The sequence below is a fragment of the Massilia sp. WG5 genome (assembly GCF_001412595.2).
Taxonomy (GTDB): domain Bacteria; phylum Pseudomonadota; class Gammaproteobacteria; order Burkholderiales; family Burkholderiaceae_D; genus Telluria.
This window is the reverse complement of the sequence record NZ_CP012641.2, coordinates 17,729-40,685: the sequence shown is the minus strand read 5'-3', so window position 1 is coordinate 40,685 and position 22,957 is coordinate 17,729. Positions and strand designations below refer to the sequence as shown.

Below are 22,957 nucleotides of genomic sequence, written 5' to 3'. Positions count from 1 at the left end.
TCACTCTCCGAATGCTTCTGTGAAAAGGCCCAGGCGACGGTATACCTCGCGGCTAGACACCTGGAAAATGCGTGCCGTGCCTCCCTCGGCTTGATGGCTCGCCCACAGGTTGGCCGGCATGGTGAACACGTCATGCGGCGACCATTCGATGCTCTTGTCGCCGATCTGACTGACACCATGACCTTCGACCACGATGCACATCGCTGCAGCGGAACTCTTGTACTTGCGGGTCGCCTTGCCTGGTTCCAACTGAAGCAAGCTGGCGTCGATCAGGTCCATCGCTGGCCCGCCGGTCAGCGGGTTCGTGTAGCGCACCTCACGCGAACCATCCGGGGTCGCAGGCGAGGCCGCGAGCGCCTCCACCGCCTCGACCCACGGATAGCGGAAGATCGGCGAATAGCCACGGCTGGCGTGATCGCTGCCTTGCAGCTTGGGTACGATGCCGGCATGCGCGAATGCGGAGTCTGACAACTGGGCGGGCAGATCCCGTGCCGGGCCAGGCTGAAATCCAGTCGTACCCAGGAAGTGATGCAGCATCACATCGAGCACATCGAGCCAGATGATGGGATCTTTGCCTTCGTTGGTGTGTTCGTGCCAGCACCAGCCTGGCGTGAGGATGAGATCTCCCGGCTCCATGGCGCAGTCCTTGCCATCGACAATTGATTTGACTCCCCCGGTGCATTGCACGACAAAGCGCAAGGCATTCATCGGATGCCGATGGGCAGTGGCACGCTCACCCGGCATCACGCACTGGAAATCGAACATCAGCGTTCCCGTGCCGGCCTCGTCCCACACGTGGAGCCGCTTCAGATTTGTCATCAGCAAGACACGACGGTCTAGGACGTGTGCGGCCCTTATCTTGGCCGTTTCCTGGATGATTGGCAGCATGGTTGACCAGCGCCAGATCTGCGCCTCTTCGATCTGCTTCCCAAAGACGCTCCCCGGAACGCTCTCCCATAGCGGCACCAGGCCGTTGGCCTTATACGACTGACGGAGTTCAGGCGGGACGATGTCTTCAGTCACGGGTTTGGAGTGATCGCTCATTGTTATAACCTTTCTTCGAGGTGGATGGGAGCTAGGGGAAGGTCAGATGCGAATTCGCTCTCGAGCTGATTCCAGCGCCGGCCGCACTCGATCGCACCGTCGCGGTAGTGATCCGGCAACTCGAGATAGGGCGGCCGCGGAGGGCCCGGGGTGACCAGGCCAGCTGCTGCAAAGCGAAGATGCGCGATCTGGATGCTGTAATCCATGAAGGCCGCCAGGTCCCCGCCTACAAACATGGCGGACTCAGCCCATTGGCACTTGTCTGAAAGCTCTCTGGCGCGCGCCCAATCCTGGGCCAGGATGGCTTGCGACAGCAACATGTTTACCGTCGGTGCGCACGCCACGCTGCCAGACCAGGCGGCAAGGGCAAGCGCGGGCAATTGTTCGGCGGCTGCCAGCCAGGCGGTCGCCAAGGGCAATATCCGCATCTTCTCCCCCACGGCACGCATGTCTTCGGCCAGTGCAGGCCCACCGGTGTGCTTGGAAGCGATCACCTCTGGGATCTTTGCCAGCTCCAGGTAGGCTTCAGTGGAAATTTTCCCTTTGAATGCGACCGGGTTGTCGTAGGCAACAATCGGCACGCCAGGGAGCGCGGCAGCAATGTCCTGGTAATAGCGGACGATCGCCTTGGCATCCATCGCCAACCACATCGGGCGACCGACGAACAGGCCGTCGACACCGATGTCCATCAACACCCGGGCACGCTCGATCGTGTCGCGCGTATTCAGCGTTGTCACACCGGCGAACAAGGGAAGCGCGCGTTTGTTGGCGTGCACCACGCAGTCGATAAACAGCTGCGTTTCCGCCCAGGTCAGCGTCGCACCTTCACCGAAGGTGCCGGTCGTCGCCAGCATGTCGATCTTGGCCGCGCCCAGCAAACGCACCATCTTCTCGGTTTCCGCGAGGTTGACGGATTGTCGCGTTTGCCACTGGCTGGCGTCCTCGGTCGCGGGCGTTGGCATGATGCCGAAGACACCGCGGATATCGGAAGGGCTCATTTTCATCACATTTGCTCCGGAGAACCCCGGCGTTCAGCGCGGAGGGGAGTGGCGCCGAGCGCAAACCGCGCGCCGCCGTTCGAGGGAAAGAACTGGTTTGTACTGTCCTGGTGCTTCACATCAACCCTTCGGCACCCATGGCTGCTACCACGGCCGGCCGCCTTGCGATACGCGCGAGGTAAGGGCCCAGTCGTGTCATTTCCGAGATATCGATGCCTACAAACCTCGTCCAGGAAGCAACGACGAACAGATAGACATCAGCAACCGTGAACTGCTCGCCAACAAGATGGGGCCGCCCAGCAAGTTGCGCATCGACCCAGGTCAGCCGCTGCAGCACCCTCGCCCGACTTTGCGTCTTCGCTTCTTCGCCAGCGTCCGGCATGAACAGCGGGCCGAATCCCTTATGCAGTTCGCTATTAGTAAAGGAGAGCCATTCCTGCATGCGATAACTCGACAGCGTGCCTGCTGGCGGTGCAAGCCCTTTCTCGGGCGCGAGCTCGGCGATGTATCGCAGCAGAACCGGCACTTCGGTCAGCATCTGCCGGTCCTCCAGCTCGAGTACTGGCACGTAGCCCTTGCTGTTCAGCTCATCCAGGTTGCGGCCGTCTTCCGCCTGGCGGGTTCGAAGGTCGACCCGGACGTAATCGAAAGTTAAACCCGCCTCATGCAACGCGATATGTGCCGCCAGTGAACAGGCGCCAGGCGCACCGTAGAGTTTCTTGATCAATTGAGTCTCATCTATAAGTTTGTTATTAAGCCCGGATGGCGTGAAGCATGCCGGCATGGGACGATCGTTTCTATAACGCGTTGCGGTTCCGATTTTGAATTGTTGAAATGAGCGCTGGCGAATCGATCACCTTGATCATCGCGTCAAGGACGATGCGTTCGGCACGGCGGTTGTCTACCCCCAGCCCACGCAGCAGTGCCATGCAGAGGCCGTGCATCACCCCGCGCAGTTGAAGGTATTCTTTTTGTACGTCCAGCAAACGGGCGAGCCCCAGGTCCGTCAAACCCATCAGCAAGACCAGGCCGGTGTCCATGTTCGAGAGCTTGAAAATTCCCTTTTCAATCCCTCGCTCAAACATGGCCAGGATAGGGGCGTTGTCTGCCCGCGCGGGATTAACCACATCGGACGGCATGTGCAACAGCACGCGTGCACTGAGCTTGTTCTCCAGCCCGAAACGAAACACGGCCAGCATGCCCAGCGTGAGGTAGGTTGCGGGATCTTCGACCCCGTCGCTGATTACATTGATAATCTCAAACAACTCGGCCCGGACTGCATCATCCGCATGCGCCTTGAGCGCATCGCGATTCAGGAAATGCTTGTAGAAACTTGCCTTGGCAACGTCGGCTTCGTCCACGATGTCGTCGATCGTCGCATTATCCATGCGGCCTTCAGAAATCATTCGAACGGCAGTTGTCACTAATGCCTTGCGAGTCAGGGAGTTGCGTGGCTTCATAGGGTGGAATGCCTTAAACTGGAGGATGTCATCGATGGCCCGTTTTCACGGGCGCTTTGATCGAAAAAAAGTAGATTGGATTGGTGGCTTTCGCTTATCGAACGCAGGCCAAAAATTCGGCGCAGGGTGCCCCTTGTTATGCTCTGCATCTCAGTTCGACTTCCGCGATTCCAGATATTCAGCGACGAAGTCCAGGCGGTCATTTCCCCACCACATTTCTTCTCCGATCACCACCATTGGAACGCCGAAGACCTGGCGAGCAATGCCTTCGTCGGTCGACTTCTTGTATGCATGCGCGCCGTCCTCTGAATCTGTGTACCGTATGAACTCATCGACATTCCAGCCGGAAGCGACCTCCCGCAACACCTTCTCATCGCCAAACGCTTGCCCCAGCCCCCAGGTCAGGTGAAAAGCGCGGCTGACGTACTCGGCCTGGCGACCTTTTCCCGCAGCATAGAAGAAGCCGGTGTTCAAACGCCGGGCGTCGAAGCTTGGAGGGAACTCGAGCGGCGCCCCATACCGTTGCGCCCAGCGCTGCAGATCCTTCGACAGGTGCGATAACTTGACAGGCATATCCCGGTTCGACGGTCCCACATTGCCAATCGCGCGTTTGGCAGCTCCAATTTCAATCGGCCTGTAAGAAACCGCAATGTCATAGCGCTGCACAATCCCGGCCAACCGAATGTTGGCGAGATAGGAGAACGGACTGACGAAATCAAAATAAAAATCCAGCATGGGAGAATATGCCTTCAGTTAAATAACAGCCACGCCACAAACGGCCGCCTGATAACGCACTTCGAGTAAATGAAGGTCAGCCAGGGGCCAGTGGAGCCGGTAGAAGACCTTCAGCATTTGTGACGAATATATAAAGCTGTGCATGCTCTCAGCGTCGTCGTTTGTCACAGGAAGAAGTTCAAATTCTTGCCGTGAAGGAAGCGCTGATCGAGACTGACCACCCTCTTGAGAAGTTGCAACCCCGCTTCACCGCGGACCCACTCTTCCTCGCGGCCATAGGAATAGGTGGTCTCATCGTGAACACGCCGGTTACGCACGACGAAGACGTTGAGCAAAACATGGTAGTTGCCAGTATCTGCGGCCTTGAACACCTCGACGTTTGACAAGAACCTCCGGATCCGTTCGGCTGGGTCAACGGACCATTGCATGCCCGTTTCAAATTGCCTGATGCGTGCAACGAGGAAGTCATGACGCTCGTCAATCGTGTAAACCTTGTCGGGCAGCTTGTATCGTTTGTCCTTGCGATACCGCAGTTGCTGGAAGAATGCCTGGTACTGGATATCGGCATGGACCATTTTCAGCCACTCCCGATATTCTTCCTGATCGAGCAGCCGGGCTTCTCTGTAGAGATTGCTGACGATTTCTTCGCATTCAGCTCCACGCACGGGTATGAGTTCATTCATTTTTCATCTCCTGGACTGCTGGTTTGACTGTTATTGGCCCGTGAGCTCACGTTTCCACGCGTCCGGATCGAGATCGAGGATCGTCTGCCAGTTATCCGCCCCCAGGATTTCCTTATAGGCCCGGTAAAACCCCCGGTAAGAGGTTTCGCCAATGGCCGATTGGCCGATCACGCCAGGAAAGACACTGTCCAACTTGTCGAATCCGAGACCGAGTTGTGAGTTCAGCTTCCCTTCGCGGGTCGCGCGCCCGCGGTTGTTTTGCGTCATGCTTTCCATGTTGTCCGAGTCGTCGGACTCAAGCATGCCAGCTGTCCCGAACGTCGAATTCATGCCGGTGACAATGGCATTTTTCAGTTCGCTGGGCATCTCCTTTTCCACGATCGTCCAGGTGAAGACTTCGATTTGATGCGGGCCGCGTGGCACCCACAACTTGAAGGAGTTGGTTCCCAAGAGATACGAGTTGTTCGGGAAAATCGTTCCATTGAGGTGAGAGCCATAAATGCGACCGACTTGTGCTCCCAGTTTTTCCACCATCTTGGGACGCCTGCTGGCGAACCATTCGCGGTAGAGCTTGCCCGCGTCGGAACCAATCGCATGGACAGCCGGGGCGGTATCCCAAAGGACACCAAAGCCATGCCCGAATCGCGATGTCACCTGCATGCCGAGGCCCTCGTTGGGCGGGGCCTCCATGCCGCCAATTGACGACAATTCGCCACCAAGTGCCATCAGCGAGGCAACGTGCGTCCACCCGACGTGATAGGCATCGCCGACGAAGTTTTCGGCCGGCGTCTTCCAGTTGCAGTTTAGTAAGGAACGGCTCGGCGGGCCAACCAACTCGATGCCGCCGTTGACTTCCATCCAAATATCCAGATAAAACTTCACGTCGCCCAAATAGTCACTGAGACTAGGGGCTTGAGGGTCGAGGTTGCCGTAATAAAGGCCGCGGTAGCTCTCGACGCGGATTTCACGCAGGCCGAATTGCGATTTATCCAACGCTCCACGGTATAACTCTTTTTCCATTGGCACTACCTTCAGGGCGCCATCCATGCTGTAAGACCAGCCGTGGTAGGGGCAACTGAACGCGCGTGCATTGCCCGCTTCCGCCGCTACAAGCCGAGCGCCACGGTGAGAGCACACATTCAGGAAGGCTTTTACAGAACCATCGTCCTGCCGCATGACGAACACTTCATCTTCTGCCATAAAACCGGTGGTGAAGTCACCTGGATTCGGGATCAAGCTGTCATGGGTGAGGAATTGCCAGCATTTTCCAAAAATCTGTTCGATTTCAAGGTCGTAGATCTCTTGATCCCAAAAAATCTTCTTGGCTTGGATGCCGTTTCTAACGTCGACGAGCGATTCCACGTCGACTTGGGTACGATTAATACTCATCCGTTTCTCCTTTGATAGGTCCACTGCATGACGCTGGCGTGCAGGCAAGGTATGCTCAGCCGCCGAACTTTTCCAATAGGTCCTTGCCACCATTGGCAGGACCAAGGGCGCTGCGCACGCCCAGGCCACCATCGCAGTTGATGATCACGCCGGTTGCCGGGGCCGAGTTGCGGCCAGAAGCCAGGTAGACATACGAACCGGTGTACTCCTCGGTATCGGAGAGCCTGCCGATCGGAGCAATGTCCTTGACGAAGTCGGCCAGGGATATCGAGCTCAGGGACTTCTCCTCCATGCCCAGCGCTTTCGGCCCACGCAAATCGGAAGCAATCCCGCCAGGAGCCACACCGTTGACGCGTACATAGGGGGCCAACTCATGCGCTGCCTGCTTGATCAGGCCCACCACTGCGTGCTTGGCCGAGGTATACAGCACGCCGCCGCCGCCTGCATAAAAAGCCGAGTTGGACAGTGTCAAGATAACGGACCCGCGCGAGCGCACTAACGCTGGAGCCGCCGCTTTAATGCCCATCAGGTAGCCCTTCAGGTTGATTCCGATGACCTCGTCAAAGGCTTCGCTGATGGCCTCGTCCGGCAGGTCGACCAGGGGCACCGAATAGTCCCAGATGCCGGCGTTGCCGATGAACGTATCGAGCTTACCGAAGCGCTCCACCGCCAGGTCGACGGCCTTGCGGTTATCGGCCAGGTTGCGCACGTCGCCGACCACGCCCGCGACCCGCCCTTTGAACGTGTCGACGAGGGCGTCAAGCCCTGCCGCATTCCGGTCCAACACGGTGACATTGGCGCCTTCCGTTACCAGCCTGTTGACGAGCTCTCGCCCGAGACCTGCGGCACCACCTGTCAACAATATGCTTTGTCCGTCTAGCCAGCCCATGTTCGTTCTCCTTCGTTGGCAATTAAGTTGCGGTTTTAATGGATTGAATCTGAATGACCGGTCCGAAACGGTGGGTTATCACTGCATGCGCGACTAAAAAAGAAAGATGTATTTCGGTTGAAAACATACGGCTCAAATAAAGCGATCGAAATGAAGCTGTGCCGATGGCACGCCCCATTTGAGTAACAACAGCTTGTGGACCGCATCCGTCATCGGTGGGGGGCCGCAGAAATAATAGTCGTACTGACCCGGGTTCGGACCAAGTTGCTTCTCTAGCACCTCATGGATAAAGCCACGCTCACCCTCCCACTTTGCAGTCTCAGCGTTCACATCGGAGATGGCGCTCCATAAGGCAACACGTCGCTTGAGCTCGGAATCACCGGCAAAAATGTCTGGCACGCAATGGTCCTGCGGTGTTCGTCCACCATAGAACATCAACAGGCGCCGTTCGGCCATTGCAGGATTGCCCACCGCGCCGCGCAGGATCGACAACATCGGCGAGAGGCCGGACCCGCCGCCGATGCAAACGATGTCCCGACCGGTATCGGTGCGCAGATAGGCCCGCCCGTAAGGCCCTTCCAGCTCAATATCATCACCGCGCTTGAGCACATCGAACAGAACCGAGGTTCCGCGACCGCCGTGCTTCCGCTTGACAATGAAATGCCATTTGCCCCCGTCATTTGACAGGTTGCTCATCGAATACGCCCTGGTGCCAACTACGCCCTGCAAGCGAAGCAGCGCAAACTGTCCCGGCAGGAACTCGGCAGGCGCCTCCGTGCGAAACCGGAACTCAGCCATGTCCTCGGTGAGCGGCACCACATCGACCAGCTGCGCTTGCTGACGCGTCGGCATCACCGGTGGGACATAATCCAGCTTCAAGCGCAGCTTGATGCGGCAGTCGCTGCCTGGCGTGCTCTGGCAGCCCAGGCGAATGCCCTGGTCGCGCTCTTCGGCAGTCAAACCGGGCGCCGTCGACCACACATCCCTGACCTCCCCCTCAAGCAACTGAAAGCGGCAACTGCTGCACGATCCGGATTGGCATTCGTAGGGAAATCCCAGTCCAGCCCTCAGCGCCGCAGCGAGCAGCGTTTCATCGCTGCCGCACTGAAAGGCAGGCGTGTCACCAAGGCCAATTCGGACCTGAAAATTCTGCGGACTCGTCCGCGTCGTTGACTGGGATCGCATCAGATTTTTACAAACACCTGGCCATCTTTCACGACCACGGCAAAAGTCTCCAGCCGCTCTCTACATGGCAAGCGTTTCGCCTCACCAGTACGCACATCGAAGCTGCCGCCATGCATCGCGCACTCGACGATGTCACCCTCGAAGTAGCCGTCGGTCAGTAGCGCGACCTCGTGCGTACAAATATTGCTGGTCACCAGGAATTCGCCATCAAGGTTGAATATCGCCAGCGGCGTCACGTTGGCAACGTGGCACGCCCTCATCTGCCCCGGCGCCAACGAATCTGCTGGGCAAAGCGGTACCAATGTCTGCATCTCACCGGCGACGGCGTTGCTCTGAGTCATTTGAGTTGTCCCCTCTTATTGAGCGCCTCTGGAGCGGCGCATGGCACAGACCAGAGTCTGTCAGTGCGCATTTTGATTTGTTGTTAGCATCGAATAGTTAGGATTCTAATTAAGTTGAATTTGGAACGCAAGAACATTTCGTACTGAAAGATCCAACCACGACTAAAAATGAACTATCTAGGCTGTTTTTTAATATGGCCGGGCTGGGCGAAACTTAATCCGAACGTGCGGATGCCGTACCGTATCAGTGACGAGATGGCCTTTTCAGCTCGGAGGGATGTAGCGGAAGCTTGCCACTGCAATGTGCTTGCACCGGCGGTATGGGACTTGCGTTGAGGTTGCAGACTCACGGTGGCGCACGATCGTGCAATAACTCGTCGACAGGTTGCCCCCCCAGTCTATTGATGACCGCACGAGGATCGCATGTCTTGTCGCGGGTAAGCGGCAGATGTGAAATCAACGGCGCGACCAGGGCGGCGCGTAAGGAGCGTAGAAAAACGAACGCGGCCCTCGGCCGCGCTGCTGACAAAATACGATGTTTTACCCGTAGTGCGACACTGACCTCACGGCTCAAACCTCATATTGCGCCGCAACACCACCGGAACCCCACCGGTCTGTTTCTTTACCAACCATTGGGCCAGTGCGGAATCAAGGTAATCGGTATGTCGGGGAAACCACCGCTCTAGTTCTGCTGCAAGCTTCCTGGCCGTAGCCGGATCTCCGCCGGCTTCAAGCAGGTCGCGTACCTCGCGCACCGACTTCATGACCGCGTCATGCTCATCGGCGTGACACGCGGTACTGGGAAAGTCGGTTTCAGTCATCCATGCGAGTTCCTGCGCAAAATGCTCCTCGCCGTGCACCAGGAAAGCATCGAGGTGCGCAAGCAGATCCGCATTGGGAGCAGACAGCATTGCATTCACGATTTCAACGAATTCCTGATGCGTTTCGTCCATCGGGTCATAACCGAGCTTAAACTTGTCATTCCATGTAAAAGCGGCAACTGTCGGCATTTGAAATGTCTCCGTGAATTTGTAGTCGGGGCTCCTCGGCGCAGCGGTACATGCGGCAAGGGCACCAAAGCAGAAGGGAGCAGTGCTAGGAGCGCAAGAAGTACATTAACGTCAACGTCAAAAGTTACCAAGCGAGCGCACGACGAAAAGCAGGAGCCATTGCCGAAGGCGCGGCCTGGTCGCAATCCAGCAGCTGCGTCCCGTCGCCGCCGGACTACTCATGCCCGGATCCCGGAGGTGACGCACTACCGTGGCGAAATGCCGGTTGATGAACTAGCGGTACGTCGCAATCGTTGGACCCGGATTCCAGCATCGCCACGCAAATTTCGAGCGTGGTCTTTGCCCACACACCATCGTGGAGCGGCGCAATCCCACGCGCTACTGCCTCATACAGTTCGTCAATTACTTCGAAGCGCGGTACTTCAGGTGCTGCCAAGGGAACGTCTATGCAGCTTTCATCTCCATAGACCATCACACCGCTAGGGAGTGGCCTCACATCCGCCCGTTCGCAGAAGACCATAATCGGACCAAAGTGCCGGTGATGCGCTGGGCCCGGAGCCCGTCGCATTAGTTGGCCCATCGGTGCATCGCTCTTGGCATAACAGCTCATTTTCTTCTTTGGTCAGCATGATTCATTCCTTCTAACGTTCGAACACTTCGAGCACGTAGGACTCGATGGCGTGCAATTCTGCGCTGCCGCAAGTACGCGGGTTGCGGCAGGTCGATATTGATATATCGAGTCGACCCGGCTTGGCTTGGCTTGGCTTGGGGTATAGATGACAATGCGATCGCTAAGTGCAAATCGATCGGCAAGAACACAAAAATTAACGATTACCTTAGAAGGCTAAGTATTATCTACTTTTCGCGTAGTTGTCTAGCGTTTTTTACGATTTCTGAGTGCAGTCCAGACTCCAGCGTCAACTACGCCATAGCAGCGAGCGGCATTTCCAAAGGGCAGTAACGACGCACCCCGCCTCTGGATGCTGTATGAAGGGTGCGCAGGCGCACGGGCGTTGGGAGCGCGTACCTGCGGGCCGCGCGGATGAGGGAATTGGGGATTGCGAATAGACCGGGTTACCGGCCGGAGCGGTCTAACTGCGGGTCTTGAACGGCGTGGTGCCGTTCATACATTCGGGTCTTGGCGTTATGGAGTTTCGCGCATGGCGGATTGAGCTTCCGCCACGCTGATGGCGTCTCACTCTCGGTAAGCGCCCTCCCAGCACCGTCTGTACGTAGCTGATCCACTCTGCGAAAGTAGTTCCCGTTATTTTTTGACGGGAGCTACTATGGACACTGTTGGCGAGTCAGGCAACCGTAAAGGACGCCCAAATTATCCTGTCGACTTCAAGCGCCGGCTGGCGACGTCGGCGTGCGAGCCCGGTGTATCGGTATCGAAGCTGGCGCAGCAACATGGGCTCAACGTGAACATGTTGTTCAAGTGGCGCCGCGACCTGCGCGCTGGCCTGATGGCCGAAGCAGGCCCCCAGTCGACGCATTTGGTGCCCGTGGTGGTGCAGCGCACGCCGCTACTTCCCGTACTTCCGAGTGCCACGGCGCCGGCACGCCCTATCGAGATCGTCATCGCTGACGCCGTTGTCCGCGTCAGCGCCGGGACCGATGTCGCGCTGCTTCAGCTGGTCCTCCAGAGTCTACGCACATGATCGGCCTGCCCGCCGGTACCAAAATCTGGCTTGCCGCCGGCATTACCGACATGCGTGCCGGGATGAATGGGCTGGCAGCCAAAGTCGAAACGGCGTTATCCGAAGATCCATACTGCGGCCATGTATTCGTGTTTCGCGGTCGACGTGGCGACATGCTCAAGGTGTTATGGTGGTCCGGCGATGGCCTGTGTTTGCTGGCGAAGCGACTCGAGCGAGGCCGCTTCGTCTGGCCGCAGGCGAACAGTGGCAGTGTCTCTCTGAGCCAGGCCCAGTTGTCGATGCTGCTCGAAGGGATCGATTGGCGCCGGCCGGAACGCACCTGGCGGCCGACGTCAGCCTTGTAAACGTGCGCACCCTCGCGTAAACTCAGTCCATGCTGACCGCCGCTGAACTCCCCAACGACATCGATGCCCTGAAGGCGTTGCTGTTGGCACGCGACGAACAGATTATCGGCCTGCAAGCACAGCTGAACACGCGCGCCGCCGAAATCGAGCATCTGAAATTGTGGATCGCCAAGCTGCGGCGCATGCAGTTCGGACGCAAGTCGGAGAAGCTCGATCATCAGATCGAACAACTGGAATTGCAGCTTGAGGACTTGCAGGCAGACGATGCAGAGGCGGAACGGGAAATGCCGGCCGCCGATCGCGCACCGCGCCAGCGTGCGCCGCGCAAGCCGCTGCCTGAACATCTGCCGCGCGACGAAAAAGTGTATCTGCCGGCGACGACAGATTGCCCTGCCTGTGGCGGTAACCTCAACCAGCTTGGCGAGGACGTGGCCGAGCAGCTCGAATTCGTGCCGGCGAGTTTCCGCGTGATCCGCCATGTGCGCCCGAAGTTGGCCTGCAGCTGCTGCGATGCCATCGTCCAGGCCCCAGCGCCGAGCCGTCCGATCGAGCGCGGCATCGCGGGACCTGGTTTGCTGGCACATGTGCTGGTGGCCAAATTCGCCGACCACCTGCCGCTGTATCGCCAATCCGTGATCTATGCACGCGAAGGCGTCGATCTGGACCGCGCACTTCTGGCGAGCTGGGTCGGTGCCGCCAGCGCACTGCTGCGTCCACTGGTCAACGCGATCCGCAAGCATGTGCTGGCGACGCAGAAACTGCACGCTGACGATACGCCGGTGCCGGTGCTCGCGCCGGGCAACGGAAAAACCAAGACCGGGCGGCTATGGACTTATGTGCGGGACAACCGGCCAGCCGGTGACCTGACGCCACCGGCGGTCTGGTTCGCTTACTCACCAGACCGCAAAGGCATCCATCCGCAGACGCACTTGGCCGCCTTCGAGGGCGTACTGCAGGCCGACGCTTACGCCGGCTTCAACGCCTTGTACGAAAGCGGCGGAATCGACGAAGCGGCATGCTGGGCGCACGCGCGCCGCAAGTTCCACGATCTGCACGTGGCGCGCCCATCGCCGCTGACGACAGAGGCGTTGCGCCGGATCGCCGAACTGTATCTGATCGAGGCCGAGATCCGCGGCAAACCACCCGACGAGCGCCGGTCGGTGCGACAAACGCGCGCGCGCCCGTTACTTGACGACCTGGAACAATGGCTGCGCGCCTCGCTTGAAAAACTCTCGCGCAAATCCGATACGTCGGCAGCCATCCTGTACGCCCTGAACCTGTGGCCAGCACTGCTGCGTTATTGCGACAACGGCGCCATCGAAATCGACAACTCGGCTGCCGAACGCGCGCTGCGTGGCGTGGCTATCGGCCGACGAAACTACCTGTTCGCTGGCGCCGACAGCGGCGGCGAACGTGCTGCCGCCATCTACTCACTGATCGGCACGGCCAAGCTGAACGGAGTCGACCCCGAAGCCTGGTTGCGTCATGTGCTGACGCAGATCGCCGACCATCCCGTCAACCGTGTTGACGAACTACTGCCCTGGAATTGCCCTCAGCAGATCAGCCCTGCTTGAACAACACGTCGCTTCCCAGCGAGGTGAAGTCATCATCGATCAAATCGGTATGCTTCTCAAGACGGTGGTGGGGCGACGCTTACCACTCTCGCGCTCTCTCGCCTTCCGCCAGATTGGCGATAATGCTGAGTAAAACCCGCTTCGTCGTGGCCAGATCGGCTGCCGAGACACCTTGCACAGCAATTTTATTCACTTCCTGGGCCATCGCTTTTACGGCCGCGAACGTAGTTGTCGAGTCCCGTTTGATCGTAAACGCGTTTAACGAATAATTCTGGCCGTTTTTGCTGCCATTCCTTGAGCGCCAAGATGGGCGTCTTTGCGTCGAGTGCACGCTGCGGAATGTGGTGGTTGTACAGCTTCAGATGGCATTGTCAATTTGCCACAGCCGGCCGCGCCTCGATAAAATGATGAGATGACAGGTTCTCAACTTTACCGCGGTTTCCGCTACCCTCGGGAGATCATCAGCCATGTGGTGTGGCTCTACTTCCGGTTCTCGCTGAGCTTTCGCGACATCGAGGAATTGATGGCAAGCCGGGGTATCGTCGTGACTTACGAGACGATTCGCCAATGGACTCTGCGGTTCGGCCAGCAATACGCTGCTGAGCTGCGCCGACGTCAGCCACGACGGGGCGACAAATGGCACCTCGACGAGGTCGTGCTGACGATCAAGGGAAAACATCATTACCTCTGGCGTGCAGTTGACCAGGACGGCCATGTCCTGGATGTCCTCGTGCAGAGCAGGCGTGACCGGCAGGCGGCCAAGCGGTTCTTTCGCAAGCTTCTCAAGGGCTTGCGCTACGTGCCGCGGGTTCTGATTACTGACAAGCTCAAGAGTTATGCGGCCGCTAAGGCTCAGATCATGCCGGGCGTAGAGCATCGCCAGCACAAGGGTTTGAACAACCGGGCCGAGCTATCGCACCAACCGACGCGCCAGCGAGAACGGCAGATGCGCCGCTACAAGTCACCGAGGCACGCGCAGCGTTTTCTATCCGCGCATGGGCCGATCAACAACGTCTTCCGATGCCAGCGCAACCGCCTGTCGGCGCAGCAGTACCGGCACGTGCGTACTCAAGCGTTTTCTCTCTGGAATGAGGTCACCGATGTAGCGAAGAACGCATAACCTGGGACATTTGTTATCCGAGCGCGCGGCCATTTCGCTCCGGATTCCGAAACTCGTCTCGTCGGCTCAGCAACTTGACAATGCCCCGTTGTACCGCGTGCTTTATCCTCGTCCCACCTGGTGCTCGAGCTTCACGTCGCGCTTTTCGCGGTCCGACTCCAGCAGCGCCAGGCAGATTTCCAGCGTTGCCTTGGCCCAAAGCCCACTGTGGAGCGGTGCCGTTCCGTGCACTACCGCCGCGTACAGCTCGTCGATGACTTCGAAGCGCGGCACGGCCGGAGGCGCCAGCGCGCGTCGCTCGCGCACGGCGTCGCCGTACACCACCACGGCGTCGGGCATCGGCCGCATATCCCCGCGCTCGCAGGCAACGACAATCGGCCCGAAATGCTGGTGCTGGAACGGGGCGGCGTCCGCGCCGGGCTTGGCCGGCGCCCGATAGGCCGGGCCGCCATAGGTAGCGGCCGCCTTCAGCCGGGCCTCTTCCTGCGGCGACTCGATGGCCGCTAGACGGCGCCGCGCGCCGCCATACTCGTCGACCTCCTTGGGCGCGCCCATTTCTCCCGTCCAGCCGCACCACTCGTCCGAATCGAAATGGCCGAATCCGCTGTAAACCAGCGAGGCGAACACACCATCGTCGAACCACAACATCGCCGCGTAGGCGCCCTCGGTAGGCCGCGCCGGATCCCAGGCCCCCATGGTGGCGCGAACGTGCGTGGCGCGGCTGCCTGCCAGCAGACGCACCACGTCCACCTGGTGCGCTGCCTGGCTGAACACGACGCCACCGCCGGCATCGGTATCGAGCTCTTCCGGACGCCGCGGGCGGTACAGAAAGTCGGTGTAATTGAGCGCCTGAATCATCTTGACTTTGCCGAGTTCGCCGCTGTCGATGATCGCGCGCGCCGCCAGATAGGGCGAGTCGAAACTGTGGCAATGACCGACGATCAGGTGCACGCCCGCCGCCCGGCATGCCTCGATCATGTCGTCGCACTCGGCCATGCTCAACGCCATCGGCTTTTCGACCAGTACATGTTTCCCATGCGAAGCGGCAATACTGGTGTGTTCAGCATGGAACTGGTGCGGGCTTGCGACATAGATCGCGTCTAGCGACGGGTCGGCAGCGAGCTGTTCCACGCTTTCGTAGACCGGCGCCGAGAAGTCGCGCGCGAACTGCGCGCGTGCCGCCGCGCGCGGGTCGCACGCCGCGACCAGCTCGATGCGGGGATCGGCGCCCAGGGTCGGCAACATCAGCGTGAAGGCACGGCCAAGGCCGGCCACTCCCAGGCGGAGTCGGCGTTGTCCCATGATCACAGGTCCAGCACCAGTTCGGCCGACCTGGCGCGCGACACGCACACCATGATCTGCGACTCCATTTCCTCGGGCATCAACACCATGTCGCGATGATCCGCTTCGCCCGCCAGCAAGCCGGTGCGGCACGAGCCGCAGGTGCCGCTTTCGCATGACGACGCCACGTCGCAGCCACTTTCGCGTAGCACGTCGAGGATCGATTTGCCGACCGGTACCTCGAGGCTGCGGCCGGATTTTGCCAGCTGCACCACGAACGGCGTGTCGTCGGGCCGTGGCCGGCTGCCGTCGGCGAAGCTTTCGAAGTGAATGTTCGAATGCGGCCAATGGCCGGACATGTCGCGCACCGCGTCCATCAGGCCCTGCGGGCCGCAGCAGTACACATGGGCCCCGCTCGACCGTTCCAGCACCGGCCACAGGTCGAACGACGCCGCCGGGTCGCCATGGTCGTGGTGCACATGGACACGTCCGCGCAGTTCCGGTGCGTTCAGTTCCTCCAGGAACGCGGTGGTTTCGGGCGAGCGCGTGAAATAGTACAGTTTCCAGGGCGCGGCAGGCAGCTCGCCCATGGAGGCGATCATCGACATGATCGGCGTGATGCCGATCCCGCCGGCGATGAAAATATAGGATGGGGCGGTTTCCACGAACGGAAATGCGTTCTCGGGCACCGAGGCCAGCAAGGTGTCCCCGACCCTGGCGTCGTCGACCAGGCTGATCGAGCCGCCCTGCCCGCGCTCGTCGCGCTTGACGGCGATGACGTAGCGGCCGCGCTCGGCCGGGTCGTTGCACAGCGAGTACTTGCGGATGGCGCCGTTCGGCACCCGGATCTTGATGTGCGAACCGGGCGTAAAGACCGGCAGCTGCGCGCCATCGGGGTGGACCAGCTCGAAGCTGCGGATACCCTCCGCCACGTCGCGCACGTGCGCGATACGCAGCGGTGTCATTCCATCAGGGGTTGCCGGGCCTTCCATAGGTGCTTGGGGAGCGGCCTTGTGGGCATCGATCAGGCTCATTGGAGCACCCGTAGCGACAGGTCGATGGCGCTGACGTCCTTGGTCAGTTTGCCGCTCGATATGCGGTCGACGCCGGTGGCGGCAATCGCGCGCAGCGTCTCCAGGCTCACCCCGCCGGACACTTCGAGCAACGCGCGCCCGGCATTCAGGGCGTAGGCGCGGTGCATGTCCTCCAGCTCGAAATCGTCGAGCAGGACGCTGGTCGCGCCTGCGGCCAGGGCCTGTTCCAGCTCGTCCAGGCTTTCCACCTCGATCTGGATCGGGACGCTGGCGTCGAGCGCACGCGCCGCGGCAAGCGCCGCGGCAATGCCGCCGGCTGCGGCGATATGATTTTCCTTGATCAGGATCCCGTCCCACAGCGCCATCCGGTGGTTGGCGCCGCCGCCGATCCGCACCGCATATTTCTGCGCCTGGCGCAATCCGGGCAAAGTCTTGCGGGTATCGAGCACCACGCAACCGTTCGGGTTCGGCGACACCCCGGCGATCACGTCCGCGTAGCCACGGGCCCGGGTCGCCACCGCCGACAGCATCTGCAGGAAGTTCAGTGCCGAGCGCTCGGCGCTGAGGATGGCGCGCGCATTGCCGCCGATCCGGCACAGAGTGGTCCCGGCGGCGACGCTGGCGCCCTCGGCACAGAGCCAGTCGACCGTGGCGCCCGGGTCGAGCGCATGAACGCAGTCCTCGAACCATGGCTGGCCGCACACCACCGCGGCTTGCTTGGCCACCACCTGCGCCGTCATCAGCTGGTCTGCCGGCACCAGCTGTGCGGTCCAGTCGCCGCGTCCCAAGTCTTCCAGCAGGGCGTCGCGGACATTGCGCTTGCGCGCCTCTTCGAGTGTCTCATTATGATCAAACATCATTTATTCCAGAATTTGAAATTCGCGCTGGGGGGCGCATGGGTCAGCTCAGTCGCCTGCAACAGCAAGGCGGCTGCGCTGACAGCCAGGAAAGCAAGGATGGTTCTCCGAAACCACAACTCGCTGAAAAAACCGCGCAACCATTTGCCGATCAACAGTCCGCACGCCATCGGGAGCAGGCCGACCAGCGACACCGCCAGTTCACTCGCACCCAGCCGGCCATGGGCCGCCAGCGACGCGTACAGCGGGATGGCGCTGAACAGGTAAATCACGCTGATGCAGCCGATGAAATCCTCGCGCTCGAGTTTCAGCGCCGACAGATAGGCGATCACGACCGGTCCGGTGAGCGAAGAAACGCCACCGACCACGCCCGCCAATGCCCCGACGGCGACGCCAGCCAGCCGTTGACGGCGCGCTGGAATATCGAATTGCGGCCGGAACGCCATCGACAGTGCCGCCAGCAACACCGCCAGCGCCACCATCAAGGTCAGCATGCCCGAGGGCATGGCCAGCGCCAGCGGGACCGTCACCAGGGTCGCTCCTACCAGCGCCACCAGCAGCGGGAAAAAGCGGCGCAGCCTGCCGATTGCGACACCGCTATCGATCGCCTGCCACAGGTTGGCCGCGAGCACCGGTATCGCCAGCAAGCTGATGGCCTGCGGGGTCGGCATCACCAGTGACAGAGCCGGCACCATGACCAGCGGCAGCCCCACGCCGAGGATGCCCTTGACGATGCCGCCCGCCACGAACGCGGCGGCGACGCCGGCCACGATGGCAAGTCCGGCCAGGTTGCTGCTGCCGAACGAACTGAGCAGGTCTGTCATGGAAACCGTTGCCTGTGCATCGATCATATCTTGAAGGACTCGTAGCTGCCGGGGTGGAAGATTTCGTTGACCGACATCCGGCGCGCCGACAACCCCTGGGAATGATGGTGGCGCACGAATGCCTCCAGGGTCGGCCGGTTGTTAGCCACGCCGTACGACCAGTAATCCTGTCCCATAGACTCGCGCGCCGCCTTCAACTGCTCTTCCACGAACGGCAGCGTCACCTTGGTGGCCGAGGTGTCGCCCAGCCTGGCGAGCGCGGCCGACTTGGCCTGCTCGAACGCCTTCAGCACGGCGCCCGGCAACCATGGATGCTGTGCCGCCAGTTCGTTGCGGATGCCGACCACGTGCATGATCGGAAAAATCCCGGTGCGCTTGTAGTAGTCCTTGGCGGTGGCGGTCGGATCGGCAAACAGCCAGCCGACATCGGGATTATTAGCGGCCGCGCCGCCAGGCGGGCGCGGCGCGATGAACGCGTCGATATCCCCGCGGTCGAGCATTGCAGAGATCGTGTCGCCTTCCGGCGCACTCTCCATCCGCACCTCAGGTGGCAGCGCAAGCTTGATTTTTTCGGGACGGCCCGGCTCGTCGATGCCGCCGCGCACCCAGGTCACATCCTCCGGCCGCACGCCGTAATCGTCCTGCAGGATCGAGCGCGCCCACACGTTGGCGGTCAGCTGATATTCGGGTACCCCAATGCGGCAGCCTTTCAGGTCTTCGGGCTTGCGGATGCGATCGGTGCGCACATAGATCGAGGTATGGCGGAACGCACGCGACAGGAATACCGGTATCGCCACGTACGGGCTCACGCCCTTCGAGGCCTTGACCAGGTAGCTGGAAAAGGACAGTTCGCTGATGTCAAACTCGGCATTGCGGAAAGCCCGGAAGAAAATCTCTTCCGGCGAAAGCGTCATGCAGACCGGATCGACGCCATCGATCTGCACGCTGCCGTCGAGCAGCCCACGGGTCCGGTCATAGTCTCCCATCGCGATTGAAAGTTGAAGCTTGGACAAGTTTGTCTCCTGAATCGTTATCCGCGGCTCAAGCCGTCGTCTGGTAGCTGCCATCCAGCGCTGCCGCCTGCGGCTCGTCCCACACATAGCTCGTTTCGTACGAGCGCCAGTCGACGCTCTTGGGGATGATCGCCTGGTAGGCACAGACCCCGGGCCCGACCGCGCTGTCGGCGCAACCGATCGCAGGCTGCCCGTCCTGGAATGCGCGCACCGCCTCGATCATCTGGCGCCGGAACTCGACGACGGCGAGGTCGCTGGCGCCGAGGCGGTCCGCACTGCGGTTCGCTATCGGGCTCATCGTCACCCACATCGCAATATCCTGGTTCGGGAAGCCCGTGATCCCGGTGAAGTTCCCTGCTTTCATGGCTTGCCGGTCCTGCCAGAACATGTTGTGGACGTTACGCAACGGCTTGTAGTGCTGGTCGAGGTCGACGCCCAGGCGCTGGCCGAGGAACTTGCGCCACGTTTCGGTCTCCGGGGTCTTGGCCGGGTGGCCCCAGGCGATGAAATAGAACGCCGTGTTGGTGTCGTCCACCGGCACATTGATGTTGGCCACGTTGTACAGATTGTTGGGCGGGATCAGCGCGGTGGCCGGTGCGACGAACACCGTCGAGCGCACATAATCGTGCGTCGCCGCATTGCTGATCGGGCGCCGCAGCGCCGCATAGCGGAAGCCATAGGAGGTGCGCTGCACTTGCAGCCGTGGCGCCTTGTCGGTGGAAGGCCGCAGCCAGGCCTTGTCGTTGGCTTCGGCGCCCTGGACCCGGGCCGGCACCATGTCCGACGAATGCAGGCTCGAACTGTGCGCCGAGTCGATCGCGCCCTCCAGGATCTGCGCCCAGTTGCAGGGAATGATGGCCTTGGCGATGCTGACCCGGACTTCGGCGGTCGGCGCCCAGGGCGGTGGCGTGAACTCGGGCATCGTCTCGGCAGGACCGAGGTAGGCCCAGACGCAGCCGCCCCATTCTCTGACCGGATAGGCGCGATGCTTGACTTTGGCGGCCATGCAGCTGGAGGCCGGCTCCGATGCCATCTCGACGACGTTGCCTTCCACGTCCATCTTCCAGCCGTGATAGAGGCAGCGCAGGCCGTTGCCCTCGTTGCGCCCGAGTACCAGTGAGGCGCCGCGGTGTGGGCAATATTCGTCCATGACGCCGACCCGGCCCTGGGTATCGCGGAACACGACCAGGTCCTGGCCGAACATGCGCGCCTTGACCGGCGTACCGTCCGCCTCACTCACTTCTTCGATCAGGCATACCGGTTGCCAGTGGCGGCGCATCAGCTGCCCCATCGGCGCATCGCCTTCCACCCGGCACAGCAGCTCGTTCTCTTCTTTGCTTATCACCGCAGACCTCCCTAGTTGTTCAACCGCTGCCTGGCTCCTGCATGCAGCGGCCGGATTACTTTTACCGCACAATAAAAAAACTTAGACCCCTAAGCAAAAGTATAGATGCCGCGCCAACCGGTGTCTACCGGTTTACGTTCGATACACGTGAAATTCGTAATTGGAACCACAGGTGCGCTACATCGCAATCCGGCGGCTCGACGGCCTGTCCTCAGCCGCGGACATGGCGTCCGAACGGCGTGCGGGGACGCCGCTGGCCAAGCGGCCAGCGTCACACCTATGTCCATGGAAAATGCTGCGCCGGATCAGCCGCTTCCGGCGCAGGCAGCCTTCAGTCCTGGTCCCCGTACATGATGGTGCGGTAGTACTCATAGAAACCGCGGATCGGCCCCTCGGTCACCATGTTGCCGTCCTCCGGCGGCGCCGCCCCCCTGCCGCCCAGTTCCAGCACCGCGGTGTTGCCCGGGTTGGCCTGGATGCCGGCGCAGGAGTACTCCAGCACCTCGGTATCGTCAACCGACACGAAACCGGACGGACCGGTCAGGTTGGCCTGGCGTAAGCGGCGCATAGTGGTTTCCTCGTCGTCATCCTCGTAGCCGAAGTAGGTCCACAGCAGCTCGAACTCGTTCGGCCCCATAGGGATGACATAGCGCAGCTGCAGGCTGTTGTCCTGTTGTTGCAAGACCAGGTCAGGAAAGATGGTCTGGATCTGGATCGTGATTTCGTCGTTGTACTCCGGCGCCGCCTTGACCAGTCGCATGTCGTTGAGCGTGTAGTCCGGACGATAGGATTTCATTTCCATCGTGCCGGTGGCTTCGCCGGTATTCCGGACCGATGCGAACACGTTGTGCGAACGGGTGCGCTCGTCGGTGATGGTGACGCCCTTCTGGTCAATCCGGTACAGGCCGAAGCTGATCAGGAATACGTGCAGCAAGGACGCATGGTAGGGATCCTTGATGTTCTCCATGTACAGTTTCCAATCGCCCTTAATGCGTTGGCGCTGATAGCCAAGCACCTTGACCTTGCGGCCATTGAAGATACGCTTGAGATAGAAATAATTTTCGTCGCCAAGATACTCTTCCATCGGCGGGACGCTGTGGTCGAACGAAGCGAACACGGCACCGTTGATGTTTTCTACTTTCAGCACCCGCAGGCCGTGCTCCTTCATGTCGAAGTCGGCCGGGAAGCCGCCCTTGCCCTTGATGCCGCGCCGGAAAGGCACGCCCATCAGTTCCCCCTTCAGGTCATAAGTCCATTGATGGTACGGACACATGATTTCCTTCTGGTGGCCAAATTTCGCCTGGCACAGTTCCACGCCACGGTGCGCGCAATTATTCTGCAGCACGCTGATCTCACCAGTCTCGGTACGCGTCATCAAGACCGTCCGTTCGCCGATCGTCGCGCGCTTGAAATCGCCCGTGTTCGGCACTTCGGTATCGATACCGACAAAGTGCCAGAACGGCCCGTAGAAAATGCGCTCGAGTTCGCTGCGGTAATTGTCCTTGTCCGTATAGACCCACAACGGCACGCGCGAGCAATCTTCCCGCGGCCATTTCTTGTGTGGGTTCAGTTCAGTATCAGTTGCATGCATGTCCATCGCGGCTACTCCATTGATTCGGTTTGTCATTGCCGGTCGCGCCGGCAGGCGTTCGGGCACTGGCTGGTTGCCGGCTTACACCGGGTACACCAACGCCCCTGCAAGCAATTCGGAGTCGAACACCACCAGGCGCTCGACGATCTTGAGGTCGCCGCCCGTGCTGTCGAGCTTGTCGAAGGTGCGCGCCGTCAGCAGCAGGCGCGTGGTGCCGTCGACCAGGGTCTGGTACACCGTGATCATCGAACGGCTGTTGATCAGCGCGCCGTCGGCCGACACGATGCGGATGCCCGAAACGTTGTGGTTCAGCGCGCGCGCCGCATGCACCTGGGTTTCCTTGATCGCCGTGATGCGGTCCACCAGTGCGCCCTTGCTCTCGGCGAACATCGGACCGATCCGCAGACCGCGCTCGTGGTTGGTCCGCGGCACGATCCGGTACACGCAGTCGTCCCGGAAAAATTCCGGCCACTGCGCGAGGTCTCCGTCGCAGATGCATTCGGCATAGGCGGCATACAAGTCCGCAATCCTTGCTCTTAACTCCAAATCAAACATGGCTGTCTCCGTGCTTCTGATTTC

At 60.4% G+C, this 22,957-nt stretch carries 23 protein-coding genes and 1 pseudogene; 4 read left to right on the top strand and 20 right to left on the bottom strand.

All coding sequences use genetic code 11. The annotated features are described in order from the left end of the window. From AM586_RS27105 to AM586_RS27055, 11 genes are all read right to left on the bottom strand, one after another. Positions 1 to 1,044 carry a cupin domain-containing protein gene (locus AM586_RS27105; RefSeq protein ID WP_047824929.1) on the bottom strand — a complete coding sequence of 348 codons (1,044 nt, stop codon included), beginning with the start codon at positions 1,042 to 1,044 and terminating at the stop codon, positions 1 to 3. 2 nt (positions 1,045 to 1,046) lie between these two features. Next, a complete protein-coding gene (locus AM586_RS27100; RefSeq protein ID WP_047824930.1) occupies positions 1,047 to 2,048 on the bottom strand; it encodes a dihydrodipicolinate synthase family protein in 1,002 nt (333 codons plus the stop codon). Between the two features lie 109 nt (positions 2,049 to 2,157). Beyond that, positions 2,158 to 2,769 (bottom strand): glutathione transferase GstA, encoded by a 612-nt coding sequence (gene gstA, locus AM586_RS27095; RefSeq protein WP_047824931.1) that lies wholly within the window; start codon positions 2,767 to 2,769, stop codon positions 2,158 to 2,160. 70 nt (positions 2,770 to 2,839) lie between these two features. Next, entirely contained in the window at positions 2,840 to 3,502 is a 663-nt protein-coding gene (locus AM586_RS27090; protein WP_229411156.1) for a TetR/AcrR family transcriptional regulator, read from the bottom strand. Positions 3,503 to 3,652: 150 nt separating this feature from the next. After that, positions 3,653 to 4,237: a 2-hydroxychromene-2-carboxylate isomerase gene (locus AM586_RS27085; RefSeq protein WP_060567218.1), complete on the bottom strand. Its 585-nt coding sequence runs from the start codon at positions 4,235 to 4,237 to the stop codon at positions 3,653 to 3,655. 164 nt (positions 4,238 to 4,401) lie between these two features. After that, positions 4,402 to 4,920 (bottom strand): aromatic-ring-hydroxylating dioxygenase subunit beta, encoded by a 519-nt coding sequence (locus AM586_RS27080; protein ID WP_047824932.1) that lies wholly within the window; start codon positions 4,918 to 4,920, stop codon positions 4,402 to 4,404. Between the two features lie 30 nt (positions 4,921 to 4,950). Continuing rightward, a complete protein-coding gene (locus AM586_RS27075; RefSeq protein ID WP_060567219.1) occupies positions 4,951 to 6,309 on the bottom strand; it encodes an aromatic ring-hydroxylating dioxygenase subunit alpha in 1,359 nt (452 codons plus the stop codon). Positions 6,310 to 6,364: 55 nt separating this feature from the next. Then, positions 6,365 to 7,198, bottom strand: a complete 834-nt coding sequence (hcaB, locus tag AM586_RS27070) for a 3-(cis-5,6-dihydroxycyclohexa-1,3-dien-1-yl)propanoate dehydrogenase (RefSeq protein ID WP_047824934.1) — start codon at positions 7,196 to 7,198, stop codon at positions 6,365 to 6,367. 132 nt (positions 7,199 to 7,330) lie between these two features. Next, positions 7,331 to 8,383, bottom strand: coding sequence for a 2Fe-2S iron-sulfur cluster-binding protein (locus AM586_RS27065; RefSeq protein ID WP_047824935.1), 1,053 nt, complete (start codon positions 8,381 to 8,383; stop codon positions 7,331 to 7,333). Beyond that, positions 8,383 to 8,724 carry a non-heme iron oxygenase ferredoxin subunit gene (locus AM586_RS27060; RefSeq protein ID WP_047824936.1) on the bottom strand — a complete coding sequence of 114 codons (342 nt, stop codon included), beginning with the start codon at positions 8,722 to 8,724 and terminating at the stop codon, positions 8,383 to 8,385. The genes AM586_RS27065 and AM586_RS27060 overlap by 1 nt, the downstream gene beginning before the upstream one ends. Positions 8,725 to 9,287: 563 nt before the next feature. Then, complete coding sequence (locus AM586_RS27055; RefSeq protein ID WP_047824937.1) at positions 9,288 to 9,734, bottom strand: hemerythrin domain-containing protein; 447 nt, start codon at positions 9,732 to 9,734, stop codon at positions 9,288 to 9,290. Between the two features lie 1,286 nt (positions 9,735 to 11,020). On the opposite strand from AM586_RS27055, the gene AM586_RS27050 reads away from it, so the two are divergent. From AM586_RS27050 to AM586_RS27040, 3 genes are read left to right on the top strand one after another with little or no spacing between them, the layout of a single operon-like run. After that, the gene (locus AM586_RS27050) at positions 11,021 to 11,395 is read left to right on the top strand and encodes a transposase (protein ID WP_047824938.1); all 375 of its coding nucleotides are present in this window, start codon (positions 11,021 to 11,023) and stop codon (positions 11,393 to 11,395) included. Further along, on the top strand, positions 11,392 to 11,739 hold the full coding sequence (gene tnpB / locus AM586_RS27045; protein ID WP_047824939.1) for an IS66 family insertion sequence element accessory protein TnpB: 348 nt from the start codon (positions 11,392 to 11,394) through the stop codon (positions 11,737 to 11,739). The genes AM586_RS27050 and tnpB overlap by 4 nt, the downstream gene beginning before the upstream one ends. A gap of 29 nt (positions 11,740 to 11,768) precedes the next feature. Then, positions 11,769 to 13,313, top strand: a complete 1,545-nt coding sequence (locus AM586_RS27040) for an IS66 family transposase (protein WP_047824940.1) — start codon at positions 11,769 to 11,771, stop codon at positions 13,311 to 13,313. Positions 13,314 to 13,498: 185 nt separating this feature from the next. Here the strand turns inward: AM586_RS27040 and AM586_RS27035 are convergent. Further along, positions 13,499 to 13,669 (bottom strand): annotated as a pseudogene (locus AM586_RS27035) (hypothetical protein); the annotation flags it as partial. 56 nt (positions 13,670 to 13,725) lie between these two features. On the opposite strand from AM586_RS27035, the gene AM586_RS27030 reads away from it, so the two are divergent. Then, positions 13,726 to 14,433 (top strand): IS6 family transposase, encoded by a 708-nt coding sequence (locus AM586_RS27030; protein ID WP_044663628.1) that lies wholly within the window; start codon positions 13,726 to 13,728, stop codon positions 14,431 to 14,433. Between the two features lie 102 nt (positions 14,434 to 14,535). Here the strand turns inward: AM586_RS27030 and AM586_RS27025 are convergent, their stop codons facing one another. From AM586_RS27025 to AM586_RS26990, 8 genes are all read right to left on the bottom strand, one after another. Then, on the bottom strand, positions 14,536 to 15,735 hold the full coding sequence (locus AM586_RS27025; protein ID WP_047824920.1) for a Gfo/Idh/MocA family protein: 1,200 nt from the start codon (positions 15,733 to 15,735) through the stop codon (positions 14,536 to 14,538). A gap of 2 nt (positions 15,736 to 15,737) precedes the next feature. After that, positions 15,738 to 16,706 carry a PDR/VanB family oxidoreductase gene (locus AM586_RS27020; RefSeq protein WP_047824919.1) on the bottom strand — a complete coding sequence of 323 codons (969 nt, stop codon included), beginning with the start codon at positions 16,704 to 16,706 and terminating at the stop codon, positions 15,738 to 15,740. A gap of 38 nt (positions 16,707 to 16,744) precedes the next feature. Next, positions 16,745 to 17,605, bottom strand: a complete 861-nt coding sequence (gene nadC, locus AM586_RS27015) for a carboxylating nicotinate-nucleotide diphosphorylase (RefSeq protein ID WP_047824918.1) — start codon at positions 17,603 to 17,605, stop codon at positions 16,745 to 16,747. Further along, positions 17,605 to 18,456 carry a sulfite exporter TauE/SafE family protein gene (locus tag AM586_RS27010; RefSeq protein ID WP_082439897.1) on the bottom strand — a complete coding sequence of 284 codons (852 nt, stop codon included), beginning with the start codon at positions 18,454 to 18,456 and terminating at the stop codon, positions 17,605 to 17,607. Before AM586_RS27010 ends, nadC begins: the two co-directional genes overlap by 1 nt. Then, positions 18,453 to 19,442 (bottom strand): 4,5-dihydroxyphthalate decarboxylase, encoded by a 990-nt coding sequence (locus AM586_RS27005; protein ID WP_047824916.1) that lies wholly within the window; start codon positions 19,440 to 19,442, stop codon positions 18,453 to 18,455. Before AM586_RS27005 ends, AM586_RS27010 begins: the two co-directional genes overlap by 4 nt. Positions 19,443 to 19,470: 28 nt before the next feature. Then, positions 19,471 to 20,787, bottom strand: coding sequence for a Rieske 2Fe-2S domain-containing protein (locus tag AM586_RS27000; RefSeq protein ID WP_060567185.1), 1,317 nt, complete (start codon positions 20,785 to 20,787; stop codon positions 19,471 to 19,473). A gap of 331 nt (positions 20,788 to 21,118) precedes the next feature. Then, complete coding sequence (locus AM586_RS26995) at positions 21,119 to 22,378, bottom strand: Rieske 2Fe-2S domain-containing protein (RefSeq protein WP_047824984.1); 1,260 nt, start codon at positions 22,376 to 22,378, stop codon at positions 21,119 to 21,121. Between the two features lie 81 nt (positions 22,379 to 22,459). Beyond that, positions 22,460 to 22,933, bottom strand: a complete 474-nt coding sequence (locus tag AM586_RS26990; RefSeq protein ID WP_047824914.1) for an aromatic-ring-hydroxylating dioxygenase subunit beta — start codon at positions 22,931 to 22,933, stop codon at positions 22,460 to 22,462. Positions 22,934 to 22,957 lie beyond the last annotated feature (24 nt).

Excerpts from the sequence above, each read along its gene's own strand:
- AM586_RS27055 (WP_047824937.1), bottom strand. The coding sequence starts at position 9,734 with ATGCCGACAGTTGCCGCTTTTACATGGAATGACAAGTTTAAGCTCGGT.
- AM586_RS27030 (WP_044663628.1), top strand. The coding sequence starts at position 13,726 with ATGACAGGTTCTCAACTTTACCGCGGTTTCCGCTACCCTCGGGAGATC.
- AM586_RS26990 (WP_047824914.1), bottom strand. The coding sequence starts at position 22,933 with ATGTTTGATTTGGAGTTAAGAGCAAGGATTGCGGACTTGTATGCCGCC.
- AM586_RS26995 (WP_047824984.1), bottom strand. The coding sequence starts at position 22,378 with ATGCATGCAACTGATACTGAACTGAACCCACACAAGAAATGGCCGCGG.
- AM586_RS27040 (WP_047824940.1), top strand. The coding sequence starts at position 11,769 with ATGCTGACCGCCGCTGAACTCCCCAACGACATCGATGCCCTGAAGGCG.
- AM586_RS27085 (WP_060567218.1), bottom strand. The coding sequence starts at position 4,237 with ATGCTGGATTTTTATTTTGATTTCGTCAGTCCGTTCTCCTATCTCGCC.
- tnpB (WP_047824939.1), top strand. The coding sequence starts at position 11,392 with ATGATCGGCCTGCCCGCCGGTACCAAAATCTGGCTTGCCGCCGGCATT.
- AM586_RS27050 (WP_047824938.1), top strand. The coding sequence starts at position 11,021 with ATGGACACTGTTGGCGAGTCAGGCAACCGTAAAGGACGCCCAAATTAT.
- AM586_RS27060 (WP_047824936.1), bottom strand. The coding sequence starts at position 8,724 with ATGACTCAGAGCAACGCCGTCGCCGGTGAGATGCAGACATTGGTACCG.
- nadC (WP_047824918.1), bottom strand. The coding sequence starts at position 17,605 with ATGTTTGATCATAATGAGACACTCGAAGAGGCGCGCAAGCGCAATGTC.
- AM586_RS27025 (WP_047824920.1), bottom strand. The coding sequence starts at position 15,735 with ATGGGACAACGCCGACTCCGCCTGGGAGTGGCCGGCCTTGGCCGTGCC.
- AM586_RS27065 (WP_047824935.1), bottom strand. The coding sequence starts at position 8,383 with ATGCGATCCCAGTCAACGACGCGGACGAGTCCGCAGAATTTTCAGGTC.
- AM586_RS27100 (WP_047824930.1), bottom strand. The coding sequence starts at position 2,048 with ATGAAAATGAGCCCTTCCGATATCCGCGGTGTCTTCGGCATCATGCCA.
- AM586_RS27075 (WP_060567219.1), bottom strand. The coding sequence starts at position 6,309 with ATGAGTATTAATCGTACCCAAGTCGACGTGGAATCGCTCGTCGACGTT.
- hcaB (WP_047824934.1), bottom strand. The coding sequence starts at position 7,198 with ATGGGCTGGCTAGACGGACAAAGCATATTGTTGACAGGTGGTGCCGCA.
- AM586_RS27105 (WP_047824929.1), bottom strand. The coding sequence starts at position 1,044 with ATGAGCGATCACTCCAAACCCGTGACTGAAGACATCGTCCCGCCTGAA.
- AM586_RS27010 (WP_082439897.1), bottom strand. The coding sequence starts at position 18,456 with ATGATCGATGCACAGGCAACGGTTTCCATGACAGACCTGCTCAGTTCG.
- AM586_RS27020 (WP_047824919.1), bottom strand. The coding sequence starts at position 16,706 with ATGGAAGGCCCGGCAACCCCTGATGGAATGACACCGCTGCGTATCGCG.
- AM586_RS27090 (WP_229411156.1), bottom strand. The coding sequence starts at position 3,502 with ATGAAGCCACGCAACTCCCTGACTCGCAAGGCATTAGTGACAACTGCC.
- AM586_RS27080 (WP_047824932.1), bottom strand. The coding sequence starts at position 4,920 with ATGAATGAACTCATACCCGTGCGTGGAGCTGAATGCGAAGAAATCGTC.